Consider the following 14,358-nt stretch of genomic DNA (forward strand, 5'->3'; position numbering starts at 1 on the left):
AACACGGCAGGGCGGCAGGCGCCTACGCCAACTGAGGGGCTTCCCGGAGCCCCGGCCCCGGCTTCCCGGGCGCCGACTTCATGAGCCCGGGCCTCCGGCCCTGGTCCTGCGGGGCTACCGCCCAGCGGGCCAGCGGGCCCGCGGGCTGGCGGGCGGCAGCCCGTGGCGGGCGCCTGCGGGCAGCGACAGGGCTTCTCGGCCCCGGCCTCCCGTGCCCTGGTCCTGCGGGGCCACCGCCCTACGGGCCAGCGTGCCTGCGGGCTTCCGGGCTGGCGGGCGGCAGCCCGTGGCGGGCGCCTGCGGGCAGCCACAGGGCTTCTCGGCCCCGGCCACTCGGGTCTGCGGGGCTACCGCCCTGCGTGCCAGCGGGCCAGCGCGCCTGCGGGCTGACGGGCGGCGCCCCTGGCGGGTGCCTGCGGCGACAGGGCTTCTCGGCCCCGGCCCCGGCCTCTCGGGCTCCGGCCCTGCGGGGCCCCGGTCCTATGGGCCGGCGTGCTTGCGGGCTTCCCGGCTGGCGGGCGGCAGCCCGTGGCGGGCGCCTGCGGGGGTCTTCGGCCCGCAGGGCCGACCCGGCCAGTTCTTCCGGTGCCCCGGGCCTGCGGCCCTCGGGGTCAGGTGCGTTCTCTGGCGCGGCGGAAGCGGGCGAGGCCTTCGGGGAGGGGGACGATCGGCTCCGGGTAGCCGAGCGCGACCCGTTCCTCCTCCGGCAGTTTCCACGGCTCGTGCACCGCGGACGCGGCGACGTGCTCGAGTTCCGGCACCCAGCGCCGCACATAGGCGCCGTCGGGGTCGTACCGCTTCGCCTGGGTGACCGGGTTGAGGACGCGGTTGGGCCGCGAGTCGGTGCCCGTTCCTGCCATCCACTGCCAGTTGAGCTGGTTGTTGGCCACGTCACCGTCGACCAGCAGATCCAGGAAGTGCCGGGCGCCGACGCGCCAGTCGACGTAGAGCGTCTTGGTGAGGAAGCTCGCGGTGAGCAGCCGGCCCCGGTTGTGCATCCACCCCTCGTGGCGCAGCTGCCGCATCGCCGCGTCGACCACCGGGTAGCCGGTGCGGCCCTCCCGCCACGCCTCGACGTCCTCGCGCGCCGTCCGCTCCGTGCGCCAGCGGTCGCGTTTGGTGCGGTAGTCGGTGCTCGCGGCCTCGGGCCGGGCCGCCAGCACCTGACGGTGGAAGTCGCGCCAGGCCAGTTGCCGTACGAAGGCCTCGGCCCCCGGACCTCCCGCCCGGCGCGCCCGGTGGACGAGCTCCACGGGGGACAGGGTGCCGAAGTGCAGATGGGGCGACAGCCGGGAGGTCGCGTCGCCCGCCAGGTCGTCGTGACCCTCCTCGTAGGCGCCGATGCCCGAGCGCAGCCAGGCGGTGACCCGCTCGCGGCCCTCGCGCTCCCCGCCGGTGGCGAGGGCCGGCGAGAGGCCGCTCAGTCCCTTGCGGCTGGGCAGGTCCTCGGAGCCGATGCCCTCCGGCACCCGCACGGTACGGGGGGCGTCCAGCGGTTCGCGCAGCCGCCACCGCGACCAGTGCCCGAAGTACGGCGTGAACACGGCGAAGTGGTCGGAGGAGGCGGGGGTGACCGTCCCCGGGCCGACGGCGGTGGTCACCGCGTCGTGCACGTGCAGCCGCACTCCCTCCGCCTCCAGGGCGGTGCGCAGCCGTTCCTCCCGGTGCCGCGCGTGCGCGCTGCCGTCGGCGGCCAGATGGACCTCGTCCGCCTCGGCCTCGCCGGCCACCCGGCACACCTGTTCCACCAGGTCGCCGGAGCGCAGCACGAGCCGGCCGCCCCGCGCGCGCAGTCCCGCGTCGAGGTCACGCAGACAGTCGGCGAGGAACGCCAACCGGTTCGGCACGGCGAACCCGGCGCGGTCCACCGCCCGGTCGCGCACGAACAGCGGGACCACCTGCCGTGCCCCGTCGAGGGCAGCGCGCAGCGGCGGATGGTCGTGCAGACGCAGGTCCGCGGTGAACAGGACGAGCGAGACGTTCATGGACGGGCTCCGGGAACAGGGGACGGACGGCGGGACGGGATCGGACGGCGGGACGGGATCGGTGAGTCGGGCGCGGACGGTGTGCGCGGCCGGGTACGGGCCCGTCGCGGCCGTGTACGGGCGCCGGCGGCCGCGGCCCGGCCCCGGACGATGACTGCTTCGGCCGGGCGGCGTCCGGCGGATGCACGAGCGGCGGGTGACGGGTCGACGCGCCCGGCCGCTCCTCGGCCCGCGCCGACCCCGGTGCGGGCCACGCCGGACCCACGCCGGCGCCGTCGCTGACGCCGATGCCGGCACGTCCCGCACCGTTCAGCTCGCCGGGGCCCGTTCCCGCGCACCCCGCGTCCCGTCCGCGGCCGCGGCCGCCCGCGCGATGTTGCGGGCCATGCCGCCGAAGACGACGGAGTGGAAGGGGGAGACGCTCCACCAGTAGGCGTGGCCGAGCAGCCCGTGCGGGTGGAACAGCGCGCGCTGGCGGAAGCGGGTGCGGCCGCGGCCGTCCGTCTCGGCGTACATCTCCAGCCAGGCCAGCCCCGGCAGCCGCATCTCGGCCCGCAGCCGGAGCAGATGTCCGGGCTCGATCTCCTCGACCCGCCAGAAGTCCAGCGAGTCGCCCACCCGCAGCCGGGCGGCGTCCCTGCGGCCGCGGCGCAGACCCACTCCGCCGACCATCCGGTCGAGCCAGCCGCGGACGGCCCAGGCGAGCGGGAAGGAGTACCAGCCGTTCTCGCCGCCGATCCCCTCGATCACCTTCCACAGCGACTCGGGGCGCGCGTCGACGGTCACTTCGCGGACGTCGGTGTAGAGGCTCCCGCCCGCCCAGCCGGGGTCGGTGGGCAGCGGGTCGCTCGGCGCGCCGGGCACGGACGCGGAGGACCACCGGGTCACGACGCCCGCGTCCCGTACCTTGCGCAGGGCGAGCCGGACGGCCTCGTCGAAACCGAGCGGGTGGCCGGGCGGGTCGGGCACGTACCGGGCGAGGTCGTGCTCGTGACAGACCACCTCGTGCCGCAGCGACTCGGTGAGCGGCCGCGCGATGGAGGCCGGCACCGGGGTCACGAGGCCCACCCAGTGGCTGGACAGACCGGGGGTGAGCATCGGCACGGACAGGATGATCCGGCGGGGCAGTTCGGCGACGGCGGCGTAACGCATCATCATCTCGCGGTACGTCAGGACGTCCGGCCCGCCGAGGTCGAAGGCCCGGTTGACGTCCTGCGGCATCCCGGCCGAGCCGACGAGGGCGCGCAGCACGTCCCGGACGGCCACCGGCTGGATCCGGGTGTGGACCCAGCTCGGTGTGACCATCACGGGCAGCCGTTCGGTCAGATAGCGCAGCATCTCGAACGAGACCGAACCCGAACCGATCACCACCGCCGCGCGCAGCACGGTGGTCGGGACGCCGGAGTCCAGCAGGATCCGCCCCACCTCGGCCCGGGAGCGCAGATGCGGTGAGAGCTCGCGCTCGGGCACGCCGGCCGGGGTGAGGCCGCCGAGGTAGACGATGCGGCGCACGCCCGCCGCCCGGGCCTCCTCCCCGAAGATCCGCGCCGCCCGGCGGTCCGTCTCCTCGAAGTCGCCGCTCGTGCCCAGCGCGTGCACGAGGTAGTAGGCGACGTCGACGCCGCGCAGGGCCGCCGCGACGGAGGGGGCGTCCGTGACGTCGCCGCGCGCCGTCTCCACGTCGCCGGCCCACGGGTGGTCACGCAGCCGGTCGGGGGACCGGGCGAGACAGCGCACCCGGTGACCGGCCGCCAGCAGTTCGGGAACGAGCCTGCCGCCGATGTACCCCGTGGCGCCGGTGACCAGGCACAGCGTTCCGGTGCCGCGGCCGTCTGCGGTCATGAGCCTCGCTCCTTCTCGTGGTGGCCCCCCTCGCAGATCGCTTCCACGCACGGGGGCGCCGCGGATGCGACCGGGGCTCGTGCGCACGAACGAGTGATCGCGGACGGCGGCTACGCTTGCCCCGTGGCCACAGCGAACGACCGTGAGGAGCCGGTGCCGCAACAGCGGCCCGAGGCGCCCGGGACACCTGCCGACCTCCAGGCCTTCGCGGTCCGGCTGCGGCGGATGAACGGTGAGATCAACCGGCTGGTGCACGCGTTCGCGGGTGACCAGGGACTGCACCCGACGGACGTGCAGGCGCTCGCCGCGATCCTCGACGCCGACGGGCCGATGACCCCGAAGCGGCTGCGCGAGCATCTCGGTCTGACCTCCGGCGCGGTCACGGCGTGCGTGGACCGACTGGAGCGCGCGGGGCACATCCGCAGGGTCCGCGAGAGCGCCGACCGCAGGGTGGTGCACCTGTACTACGCGGCGGACGCCCGGTCGGTGGCGCGCACCTACTTCCGGCCGCTGGCCGATGCCACCCGGGCCGCGCGCGCCCGCTTCACGGAGGAGGAGCTGTCGGTGGCGCTCCGCTTCCTGACGGCCATGGGCGAGGAGCTGTCCGGGATCACCCCGCCGGGGCGCTGAAAAGGCCGGGGTGCGCCGCATCCGGGGGCCGGTCGCGGGCAGAAGCACAGGCAACGTCTAGGATCACTCGACCGCAACTTGCTCAATCATTGAGATTGTTTGTTGTCGAGATACATGTGCCCGACGACGTGTCGCGCGTCGATGTGCCGACTTGTCGATGTGTCGTCGCGAACCCGCCCCTTCCGCAGCTGGAGAACGATGTCCACCACCCCCCGACGCGCCCGCTGGCTCGTCCCGGTCCTCCTCGTCGCCGTGTGGCTCGGCGTCGGCGGCGTACTCGGTCCCTACGCCGGACGGCTGGGCGAGGTCGCCACCAACGACCAGGCCGCCTTCCTGCCGCGCAGCGCCGAGTCGACCGAGGTCATCGCCGCGCAGCGCGCCTTCCGGCAGGACGAGACGCTCCCGGCGATCGTCGTCTGGACCGCCCCGGCGAAGGACGGCGCGGCCGAGGGAACCAAGACAGGCGAGCCGGTCGAGGACCGGCTCGACGCGGCCGGCCGGGCCCTGGCCTCCCTCGCCGGCGACCCCGGCGTGGCCGGTGAGGTCTCGCCCGCGCTGCCGTCCGACGACGGCCGGGCCATCGAGGGCGTGGTGCCCCTGCGCCCCGACCTCGGTGACGACCTCGCCCCCACCCTCGACCGGATCCGCGCCGCCGCGGAACGCGTCCCCGGCACGACCGTCCAGCTGGCCGGCCCGGCCGCGAGCCAGGCGGACCTGTCCGACGCCTTCGCCGGCATCGACGGGCTGCTGCTCGGCGTCGCGCTGGCCACCGTCCTCGTCATCCTGCTGCTCGTCTACCGCAGTGTGCTGCTCCCGCTGGTGATCATCCTCGGCGCGGTGTTCGCCCTGGGCCTCGCCTGCGCCGTCGTGTACGCCCTCGCCGACCACGACGTGGTCCGCGTCGACGGACAGGTCCAGGGCATCCTCTCCATCCTGGTCATCGGCGCGGCCACCGACTATGCCCTGCTGCTCACCGCCCGCTACCGGGAGGAGCTCGCCGCCCGCACCGACCGGTTCGCCGCCGTCACCGCCGCGCTGCGCAAGTCCTGGGGCGCGGTCGTGGCCAGCGCCGCGACCGTCGCCCTCGGGCTGCTCGCCCTGCTGCTCAGCGACCTCACCAACAACCGGGCCCTCGGGCCGGTCGGCGCCATCGGCATCGGCTGCGCCGTCCTCAGCACGCTGACCTTCCTGCCGGCGGTCCTGGTGCTCCTGGGCAGGACGGCCTACTGGCCCGCACGACTGGCGGCCGGGAGCACGGGCCACGGGGTGTGGCAGCGCGTCGCCGCCCTGGTGGACCGGGCACCGCGCCGGGTCTGGGCGGTCACCCTCGCCGTGCTGCTGGCCGCGGCCGCGTTCGCCCCGACGCTCGCCTCGAAGGGGGTCCCCCTCGACGAGACCTTCGTGAACGACGCCCCCTCCGTCGCCGCGCAGGAGACCCTCGGCCGGCACTTCCCGGGCGGCTCGGGGAACCCCACCGTGGTCATCGCGGACGCCGACCGGCTGCCGGGCGTCCTCGCCGCGTCCCGGCGCACCGAGGGCGTCGCCTCGGCGGCCGCCGCCACCGCGTCGGGCCGTCCCGGCGCCGACCCCCTGGTGGTGGACGGTCGGGTGCGGGTCGACGTGACCCTCGACTCCGCCGCCGACGGCGACGCGGCGCTGCGGACCGTGGCCCGCCTGCGCACCGCCCTGCACGCCGTGCCCGGCGCGGACGCCCTCGTCGGCGGCTACACCGCCCAGCGCTACGACACCCAGCGCACCGCCGAGCGCGACCGCACCCTCATCGTCCCCGTCGTGCTCGCCATCATCTTCCTCATCCTGACCGTCCTGCTGCGCTCGCTGCTGCTGCCCGCCCTGCTGGTGGCCACGGTGGGGCTGAACTTCCTCGCCACCCTGGGCATCTCCGGCCTCGTGTTCCGGCACGTGTTCGGCTTCAGCGGCACCGACCCGTCCGTGCCGCTGTACGGCTTCGTGTTCCTGGTGGCGCTGGGCGTCGACTACAACATCTTCCTCATGTCCCGGGTGCGCGAGGAGAGTCTGCGGCACGGAGTGCGCCAGGGTGTCCTGCGGGGACTTGTCACCACCGGCGGTGTCATCACCTCCGCGGGTGTGGTGCTCGCCGCCACGTTCGCCGCGCTCGGCGTGATCCCGCTGGCCTTCCTCGCCCAGATCGCCTTCATCGTCGCCTTCGGCGTCCTGCTCGACACCCTCGTCGTGCGCTCGCTGCTGGTGCCCGCCCTCGTACGGGACATCGGGGCACCAGCCTGGTGGCCGGGGCGCCTCGGCGTGGCCCGCGACACGGCGGACGACGGCCCGTCGGCAGAGAGGTGAACATGCTCGCGCCGATCCCGGGAAGCCGGAGGAGGACAGGTTGTCCGTTTCGCATCGGGAGGTGTCTGCCGCTATGAGCGCGAAGGTCTTGGAGCGTTTCCCCGCCGGATCCCCGCGAGGATCGTGGCCGGCGGAGGAGTACGCGGCACGGCGGCGAGCCGAGGGGGAGCCCGCGACCGTGGTCATGGACCTGAAGTCGGATGCCTTCCTCGTGGTCGTCCAGCTGGGCGAAGAGGACTGACACCGCGGGTCGTACGGCGGCGGTGAGGGCGGGCGAGGGGTGGCCGGCGGGGCCGTCCCGCTCCGGCTCCGCCCCCGCCGTACGGCCCGCGCGGCGGCCCCGCGACGATTCGCGGCGACGCCTAGGACACCCCGGGGCCCGCGCCGATGGCGCGGGCCCTGCGGACGAACACCTCGTGCAGGTCCCGCGCGGCCTGCGGCACGGACTCCGCCCGCCGCCGTTGCAGCATCAGCAGCACACGGGTCGCGTCACCGCTGATCGGCCGGTGGGTGAGCGCGCCGCGCCGTTCGAGCGGATCCCCGATCACACTGAAGTCGGGCAGGACCGTCGCCCCCAGCCCCTCCGCCACCATCAGCTTGCCCATCTCCGCGCCGTCCGTGGAGTAGGCGAACGCCAGACCGCGTCCGTCCAGCAGTCGGTGGACGTAGCGGTGCATGACGTACCCCGACCGCATCCCGATCAGCGGTACCCCGAGCAGGTCGTCCACCGAGACCGAGGGCCCGGCGGCCAGAGGGCTGTCGGGGCGCACGCACACCACCGGCCGGCCGCGCAGCAGCTCCGTCGACTCGAACGCGGCCGGCACGTCGTCCCCCTCCAGATGGTTGACCAGCCCGAGGTCGAACCCGCCCTCCAACAGGGTCCGGTGGATGTCGGTCTGCTGGGCGCCGACCACCTCCACCTGGGTGACGGGATGCGCGGCGCGGAACTCCCTGACCACCGGAATGAGCAGCGGCACCGTCGCCGCGTTCACCGTGCCCACCCGCACCATCCGGCTGATCCGGTGCTGTTCGCCCGCCGCCGAGCGCAGCCGGTCCACCGCGTCCAGCACCCCGATGATGTGCGGCAGGAGTTCGCGGCCCGAGGCGCTCATGGTGGCTCCGGACCGTTTGCGTTCCAGGAGGTCCACCCCGAGTTCCCGTTCGAGGTTGCGTACGGTCTCGCTCAACGCGGGCTGGGACAGGCGTAGTTCGTCGGCCGCCCGGCGCAGGGAACCGAGCCGGGTGACCGCCGCGATGTATTCCAGCTGTTCCGTTCGCACCACGGAAGAATGCGGGCCCGTCCGGCACCCGTTCAAGGGTTTCCCTGTCACACCTTCGTGAAATTCAATGGTCCGCGATACGAGAACGGTCGGGTTTTCCTTGACTGCCGTCACGGGCGGCTGCCACGATCGACGACATGAAGATGCGACTGGACCTCACGCGGCGACGCCATGTCGATCTCGCGCGCGTCTCCAGCGCCTCCTGTTGCGCCGCGGCCTGATCACTTCCCCGCGATCCGCCGCGCTTTTCCTTTTCCCGGCCTGAATCGGCCGCGCCCGCGCACGACTTCACATCCCGGTATTCGCCGGCGCCCGCACGGTGCGTGAATTCGGCCTGCCCGAATACATTCCGCACCAGGAATCCCGCCTGCCCGCCACCGGGCCGTTCAGGGGGCGGACCGCCCGGACCCGCCCGGTACTCATGACTGCTCGTCCCCACCGGGGTGCCCTGCCGCGCCGGAGCACCCCGGGCTCCTTCGAAAGAGGATCCATGGCCACCGTCCTGTCCGTCTCCGGCAGCCCCTCCGTCTCCTCCCGCACCGGCCGTCTGCTGCGCCACCTCGACCAGCGGCTCGCCGCCCAGGGCCACGAGGTGATCCCGCTCGACGTCCGCACGATCCCGGCCGAGGCCCTGCTCGGCGCGGACTTCCGGCACCCGGCGATCGTCGAGGCGACCGAGCTGGTCGCGCGTGCCGACGGCGTCGTCGTGGGCACCCCGGTCTACAAGGCGTCGTACTCCGGAGTCCTCAAGGCGCTCCTCGACCTGCTTCCGCAGTACGCGCTCACCGGCAAGACGGTCCTGCCCCTGGCCACCGGCGGCTCCACGGCCCATGTGCTGGCCATCGACTACGCCCTGCGCCCCGTCCTCAACTCCATGGGCGCGGCCCACATCGTGCAGGGCTGGTTCACCCTCGACAAGGACATCACCGCCCACGAGGACGGATCCATCACCATCGCCCCGCCCGCCACCGAGGCGCTCACCCAGGTCGTCGACCAGTTCTCGGCGGCGCTCGGACGCACGCCCTACCTGGCCGCGGCGAGCTGAGCCCACGATGTCCGCCCACATCATCGCCGACGACGCCGAGGCCCTCGCCGTGGCCGCCTCGCTGGCCGCGGAGTTCCGCCCCGGCGCGTCCGCGCGCGATGCCGGACGACGCCTGCCCCGCGCCGAGCTGGACCGGATGTCCGCCTCCGGGCTGCTCGCCGTGACCGTGCCCGCCGACCACGGCGGGGCGGACGTCGGCGCGCGGACCCTTGCGGAGATCTTCCGCCTGCTCGCCACCGCCGACGCCAGTCTGGCCCAGATCCCGCAGAGCCACTTCGCCTACGTGAACGTGATGCGCCGTCAGGGCACGCCAGAACAGCGGGAGTTCTTCTTCGCGGAACTGCTCGCCGGCCGACGGTTCGGCAATGCCCAGTCGGAGGCCGGCACCCGGCACGTCCAGGACATCCGTACCCGGCTGGAGCCACGGCCGGACGGTTCGTACGTCCTGACCGGCGTCAAGCACTACTCCACCGGCGCCCTGTTCGCCGACTGGATCCCGGTCCTGGCCCGCACCGGGGACGACCGACTGCACGTCGCCTACGTGCCGTCCGGCGCGCCCGGGCTCACCGTGGTGGACGACTGGTACGGGCTCGGGCAGCGCACGACCGCCAGTGGCACCGTCCGCCTGGACGGCGTCCCGGTGCCCGCCGACCGTGTCCTGCCCCACCACCTGACCTTCGAGGGGCCGCAACTGCACGGTGCCCTCGCGCAGTTGCTGCACGCCGCGATCGACACCGGGATCGCCGCCGGCGCGCTCGCCGAGGCCGCGGAGTTCGTGCGGACGAAGAGCCGGCCGTGGTTCGAGAGCGGTGTGGAGACCGCCGCCGAGGACCCGCTGCTGATCCAGCGCTTCGGCGAACTGGCCCTGTGCATCAAGGCGGCGGAGGCGCTGCTGCGCGAGGCCGCCCGTTCGGTCGACGCGGCGCGGGCCGATCTGAGCGACGACACCGCGGCCGAGGCGTCCGTCGCGGTCGCCGCCGCGAAGGTGCAGGCGGCGCGGGCGGCCGTGGAGGTGTCGAGCGCCCTGTTCGAGGTCTCCGGCACCCGGTCCGCCGCCGACTCGCTGAACCTGCACCGGCACTGGCGCGACGCCCGCACGCACACCCTGCACGATCCGGCCCGTTGGAAGATCCAGCACATCGGACGGTTCGTGCTGAACGGCACCCGGCCGCCCCGCCACGGCCTGCTGTAGCCCCACGATCCCGGATCGGAGACCCCCGTGTCCCTCACCTTCCACTGGTTCCTCCCCACCAACGGCGACAGCCGCGACGTCGTCGGCGGCGGCCACGGCACCCCGGCGACCTCCTCCGGCCGCGACCGGCCGCCGACGGTCGCCTACCTGAGCCAGATCGCCCGCGCGGCGGAGGACCTCGGCTTCGTGGGCGCGCTCACCCCCACCGGCGCGTGGTGCGAGGACGCCTGGCTGACCACGGCGATGGTCAGCCGGCACACCGAGCGGCTCAAGTTCCTGGTCGCGTTCCGGCCCGGCTTCGTCTCGCCGACGCTCGCCGCGCAGATGGCGTCCACCTTCCAGCGGCAGAGCGGGGGACGGCTCCTGCTCAACGTCGTCACGGGTGGCGAGAGCCACGAGCAGCGGGCCTACGGCGACTTCCTCGACAAGGACGACCGCTATCGCCGTACCGGTGAATTCCTGCGGATCGTGAGGGAGTTGTGGAGGGGCGGGACCGTCGATCTGAAGGGCGAGCACCTCCGGGTCGAAGACGCGCGACTGGCCCGGCTGCCCGATCCGGTGCCCGAGGTGTACTTCGGCGGGTCCTCACCGCTCGCCGGAGAGGTGGCCGCCAAGTACGTCGACGCCTATCTCACCTGGGGCGAGCCCCCGGCCCAGGTCGCGGACAAGATCGCCTGGATCAGGGGGCTCGCGGCGAAGGAGGACCGGACCCTGCGGTTCGGCATCCGCCTGCACGTCATCACCAGGGACACCTCGCAGGCGGCGTGGGCGGAGGCGGACCGGCTGCTCGCCGGGTTCGACCCGGAGACCGTGAGGTCCGTGCAGGCGGGGCTGGCGCGCAGCGAGTCCGAGGGGCAGCGGCGGATGCTCGCCCTGCACGGCGGCGGCAGCCTCTCCCGGTCCGGGCACCGCCCGGGCGAAGGCGCCTCTGGCGGGCTGGAGATCCACCCCAACCTGTGGGCCGGGATCGGGCTGGTGCGCGGGGGCGCGGGGACCGCTCTGGTGGGCAGTCACGAGGAGGTCGCCGCCCTGATCAAGGAGTACGCGGCGCTGGGGATCGAGGAGTTCGTGCTGTCCGGTTACCCGCACCTGGAGGAGGCGTACTGGTTCGGGGAGGGCGTCCTGCCCAGGCTGGCCGCCGACGGGCTCTGGAGTCATCCCTTCCGCACCGACGCGGCCCACTCGGCGCAGGTGCCCTTCGCGAGCTGACCGATATCCCGCCCTGGTGCCGCCGTGCGGAATTCCGTGAGCCGTTCAGTCGAACCTTCAAATGGCACACATTCGAACGGCGGCCCATCACAGGAGGCGGCTGAGGCGCCCCGGGCGGCACCTCAGCCGCGCAGCGCGTCGAGGTGCGCCGCCCGTGACTGCCGGGTCTGCGCCTGGACCATCAGGAACAGGGCCTCCCTCGCCAGACGCTGGGCCCGGTTCGTCAGCAGCATCGATCGGCCGCCGCCGTTCACCACCGCCGCCGTGGTCGCAGCCTGGAGCACCTGGTAGGCCCGGGTCCTCAGGGCCAGGCGTTCCGCCGCCCGCTCCCGGGGCGCGGCGTCGTCGGCCAGCGCGTAGGCCCGGGCGCGGGTCTCGGCGAGACGGGCGCGCAACGGGGCCGCCGTGTCCTCGTCCAGCAGGGCGAGGGCCGCCTCCGTCACGCCGAAGACCGCCGGATTGGCGTTCGCCGTCCGCAGACGGTCCGCGGCCGCCCAGTGCTCGTACGGGGTGCGCAGCGCGACCGACTCCTCCGGGAGCCACAGGCCGTCCAGCTCCAGGGAGACCGTGCGGGCCGCGGTCAGCGCGGCGAGGCGCAGCGGGGCCGAGGCCCGCAGGCCGGGCTGTTCACGCGCCTCGGCGAAGGCGAACAGGGCCTCGTCCGTCTCGGTGATCCCGGCGAGGAGCAGCACGTCGTTCAGGCCCCACCCGGTGTACCAGGGGACCGTCCCGTCGAAGCGCCAGCCGGTGCCCTCGCGGGTCGCCCGCACCGGGACGCGCGGGAACGCCCGCAGGTGGGCGTAGGCCACCCCGGAGAGCAGCTCCCCGCTCGCCAGCCGGCCCAGCAGGCGTTCGCGCGCCGGGCCCTCGCAGGCGGCGAGGGTCAGGACGGGGGTGTGGTGCTGGGCCTGCACGAACCAGGTCGAGCAGCACGCCCCGGCAAGGATCTCCGCCGTCTCGCGCGCCACCGCGGCGGGCGCGGCGGCCCCGCCGTACGCGCGCGGCGCGTGCAGCCCCAGCAGGCCCGAGGACCTGATGCGCGCGAGGTGGCCCACGGGGACCTCCGTCCGGTCCACCTCTTCGGCGTGCGGGACGAGGACCTCGTCCGCGAGACGGCGGGCTCCGGCGACGAGGGGGTGCGGTGCGTGGGGCGGGCGCGGTGGGTGCGGTGCGGTCATGAGCGGAATTCTTCCGTCACCGCGGGGCGGGTGCCGCACCACCGGCCCGGTGTGATGACGCCCGGCGAGGACGGTTCCTGAGCCGGGAATGTATTTTGGTGCATGAAAGGTTGGCATATACATCGAGCTTCCGCTCGTGCCGGGACCGCGCCGAAAGGCCGCCCCGGGACGAGCCGGCGGCCCGCAACCGAGCACCCAGGGCCGCGAGGCCCGCGCACCCCCCAGTGAGGCACCGTGACCACCGCCGCTCCCGAGCAGCCCGCCGACGTCGTGAACCGACTGCGCGCCACGTTCCGCACCGGCCGCACCAAGCCCATGGCCTGGCGCACCGGACAGCTGCACCGCCTGCGTGAGCTGCTCACCGAACGGGGCGCCGACGTGGCCGCCGCCCTCCACACCGACCTGGGCAAGAGCTCCACCGAGGCGTACCGCACCGAGATCGACTTCACCGTCCGGGAGATCGACCACACCCTCGAGCACCTGGACGCCTGGCTGCGTCCCGAGTCCGAGCCGGTCCCCGTCCACCTGGGCGCCGACGCGCGCGCCTGGACGCAGATCGACCCGCTCGGCGTCGTCCTCGTCATCGCGCCCTGGAACTACCCCGCCCAGCTCCTGCTCGCCCCGCTGGTCGGCGCCCTCGCCGCGGGCAACGCGGTCGTCGTCAAGCCCAGCGAACTGGCTCCGGCCACCTCCGCGGCGCTGGCCCGTCTGCTGCCGGAGTACCTCGACACCGACGCGGTCGCCGTCGTCGAGGGCGGGATCCCGGAGACCACGGCCCTGCTGGCCGAGCGCTTCGACCACATCTTCTACACCGGCAACGGCACCGTCGGCCGGGTCGTGATGCGTGCCGCGGCCGAGCACCTGACCCCGGTCACCCTCGAACTGGGCGGAAAGTCACCGGCGTTCGTCGACCGCGACGCCGATCTCGCCGTCGTCGCGGACCGGTTGGCGCGCGGCAAGTTCCTCAACGCCGGCCAGACCTGTGTCGCCCCCGACTACGTCCTCACCGACCCCGGGACGGCCGCGGCCCTCGAACCCCTGCTGGCCCGCGCGGTCGAGACGCTCTACGGCACCGACCCGCAGACCTCCGCCGAGTACGGCCGCATCGTCAACGAGCGTCACTACGACCGGCTGAGCGGCCTGCTGGACTCAGGCCGGGTCGTGGTCGGCGGCGAGGGCGACCGCGCGGACAAGTACCTCGCGCCGACCGTGCTCGCCGACGTCGACCCCGGGTCGCCCGTCATGCAGGAGGAGATCTTCGGGCCGATCCTGCCGATCGTCACCGTGGACGGCCTGGACGAGGCGATCGGCTTCGTCAACGACCGTGACAAGCCCCTCGCCCTGTACGTCTTCACCGAGTCCGAGGAGACCCGCGCCCGCATCGCCGCCGAGACCTCCTCCGGCGGGCTCGGCTACGGACTGCCGCTGGCCCATCTCACCGTTTCCGACCTGCCGTTCGGCGGGGTGGGCGAGAGCGGTATGGGCAGCTACCACGGCCGCTGGTCCATCGAGACGTTCGGTCACCGCAAGGCGGTGCTGGAGAAGCCGCTGCACTGAGCGACACGGGGCGCGTACGGCCGGCCGGCGCCGGCGTACGCGCCTTCGCGCGGGTGGAAGCGGGCGGGAGTGGGCGTGAGTGGGCGTGAGTGGGCGGAAGTAGCCCATCAAG

General features: G+C 74.0%; 12 protein-coding genes. 7 read left to right on the forward strand and 5 right to left on the reverse strand.

Features of this window, described 5'->3' with window-relative positions:
• Nucleotides 1–611: 611 nt before the first annotated feature.
• Nucleotides 612–1,985 carry a cryptochrome/photolyase family protein gene (locus tag Saso_RS09185; protein ID WP_189922383.1) on the reverse strand — a complete coding sequence of 458 codons (1,374 nt, stop codon included), beginning with the start codon at nt 1,983–1,985 and terminating at the stop codon, nt 612–614.
• 309 nt (nt 1,986–2,294) lie between these two features.
• A complete protein-coding gene (locus Saso_RS09190; protein WP_189922381.1) occupies nt 2,295–3,827 on the reverse strand; it encodes an SDR family oxidoreductase in 1,533 nt (510 codons plus the stop codon).
• A gap of 123 nt (nt 3,828–3,950) precedes the next feature.
• Between Saso_RS09190 and Saso_RS09195 the strand changes: the two genes are divergently transcribed.
• From Saso_RS09195 to Saso_RS09205, 3 genes are all read left to right on the forward strand, one after another.
• Nucleotides 3,951–4,457, forward strand: a complete 507-nt coding sequence (locus tag Saso_RS09195; protein ID WP_372442412.1) for a MarR family winged helix-turn-helix transcriptional regulator — start codon at nt 3,951–3,953, stop codon at nt 4,455–4,457.
• 198 nt (nt 4,458–4,655) lie between these two features.
• The gene (locus Saso_RS09200) at nt 4,656–6,785 is read left to right on the forward strand and encodes an MMPL family transporter (RefSeq protein ID WP_189922379.1); all 2,130 of its coding nucleotides are present in this window, start codon (nt 4,656–4,658) and stop codon (nt 6,783–6,785) included.
• A 73-nt stretch (nt 6,786–6,858) separates the two neighbouring features.
• The gene (locus tag Saso_RS09205) at nt 6,859–7,026 is read left to right on the forward strand and encodes a hypothetical protein (RefSeq protein WP_189922378.1); all 168 of its coding nucleotides are present in this window, start codon (nt 6,859–6,861) and stop codon (nt 7,024–7,026) included.
• Nucleotides 7,027–7,147: 121 nt separating this feature from the next.
• Here Saso_RS09205 and Saso_RS09210 read toward each other — a convergent pair whose 3' ends face one another.
• Together Saso_RS09210 and Saso_RS39230 are read right to left on the reverse strand one after the other, a co-directional pair.
• A complete protein-coding gene (locus Saso_RS09210; RefSeq protein ID WP_189922376.1) occupies nt 7,148–8,065 on the reverse strand; it encodes a LysR family transcriptional regulator in 918 nt (305 codons plus the stop codon).
• 64 nt (nt 8,066–8,129) lie between these two features.
• Complete coding sequence (locus tag Saso_RS39230; protein ID WP_189922374.1) at nt 8,130–8,420, reverse strand: hypothetical protein; 291 nt, start codon at nt 8,418–8,420, stop codon at nt 8,130–8,132.
• A 135-nt stretch (nt 8,421–8,555) separates the two neighbouring features.
• On the opposite strand from Saso_RS39230, the gene ssuE reads away from it, so the two are divergent.
• The 3 genes from ssuE to Saso_RS09230 are packed head-to-tail and all read left to right on the forward strand — an operon-like array spanning nt 8,556 to nt 11,511.
• Nucleotides 8,556–9,110, forward strand: coding sequence for an NADPH-dependent FMN reductase (gene ssuE, locus Saso_RS09220; RefSeq protein WP_189922372.1), 555 nt, complete (start codon nt 8,556–8,558; stop codon nt 9,108–9,110).
• Between the two features lie 7 nt (nt 9,111–9,117).
• The gene (locus Saso_RS09225; protein WP_189922371.1) at nt 9,118–10,302 is read left to right on the forward strand and encodes an SfnB family sulfur acquisition oxidoreductase; all 1,185 of its coding nucleotides are present in this window, start codon (nt 9,118–9,120) and stop codon (nt 10,300–10,302) included.
• A gap of 27 nt (nt 10,303–10,329) precedes the next feature.
• Nucleotides 10,330–11,511 (forward strand): LLM class flavin-dependent oxidoreductase, encoded by a 1,182-nt coding sequence (locus Saso_RS09230; protein ID WP_189922370.1) that lies wholly within the window; start codon nt 10,330–10,332, stop codon nt 11,509–11,511.
• Nucleotides 11,512–11,633: 122 nt separating this feature from the next.
• Here Saso_RS09230 and Saso_RS09235 read toward each other — a convergent pair whose 3' ends face one another.
• Nucleotides 11,634–12,689 carry an acyl-CoA dehydrogenase family protein gene (locus Saso_RS09235; RefSeq protein ID WP_189922369.1) on the reverse strand — a complete coding sequence of 352 codons (1,056 nt, stop codon included), beginning with the start codon at nt 12,687–12,689 and terminating at the stop codon, nt 11,634–11,636.
• 234 nt (nt 12,690–12,923) lie between these two features.
• On the opposite strand from Saso_RS09235, the gene Saso_RS09240 reads away from it, so the two are divergent.
• Nucleotides 12,924–14,246: an aldehyde dehydrogenase family protein gene (locus Saso_RS09240; RefSeq protein WP_189922368.1), complete on the forward strand. Its 1,323-nt coding sequence runs from the start codon at nt 12,924–12,926 to the stop codon at nt 14,244–14,246.
• The last annotated feature ends 112 nt before the right edge of the window (nt 14,247–14,358 follow it).

The organism is Streptomyces asoensis (assembly GCF_016860545.1).
Taxonomy (GTDB): Bacteria; Actinomycetota; Actinomycetes; order Streptomycetales; family Streptomycetaceae; genus Streptomyces; species Streptomyces asoensis.

Excerpts from the sequence above, each read along its gene's own strand:
- Saso_RS09225 (WP_189922371.1), top strand. The coding sequence starts at position 9,118 with ATGTCCGCCCACATCATCGCCGACGACGCCGAGGCCCTCGCCGTGGCC.
- Saso_RS09200 (WP_189922379.1), top strand. The coding sequence starts at position 4,656 with ATGTCCACCACCCCCCGACGCGCCCGCTGGCTCGTCCCGGTCCTCCTC.
- Saso_RS09205 (WP_189922378.1), top strand. The coding sequence starts at position 6,859 with ATGAGCGCGAAGGTCTTGGAGCGTTTCCCCGCCGGATCCCCGCGAGGA.
- Saso_RS09235 (WP_189922369.1), bottom strand. The coding sequence starts at position 12,689 with ATGACCGCACCGCACCCACCGCGCCCGCCCCACGCACCGCACCCCCTC.
- ssuE (WP_189922372.1), top strand. The coding sequence starts at position 8,556 with ATGGCCACCGTCCTGTCCGTCTCCGGCAGCCCCTCCGTCTCCTCCCGC.
- Saso_RS09185 (WP_189922383.1), bottom strand. The coding sequence starts at position 1,985 with ATGAACGTCTCGCTCGTCCTGTTCACCGCGGACCTGCGTCTGCACGAC.
- Saso_RS09190 (WP_189922381.1), bottom strand. The coding sequence starts at position 3,827 with ATGACCGCAGACGGCCGCGGCACCGGAACGCTGTGCCTGGTCACCGGC.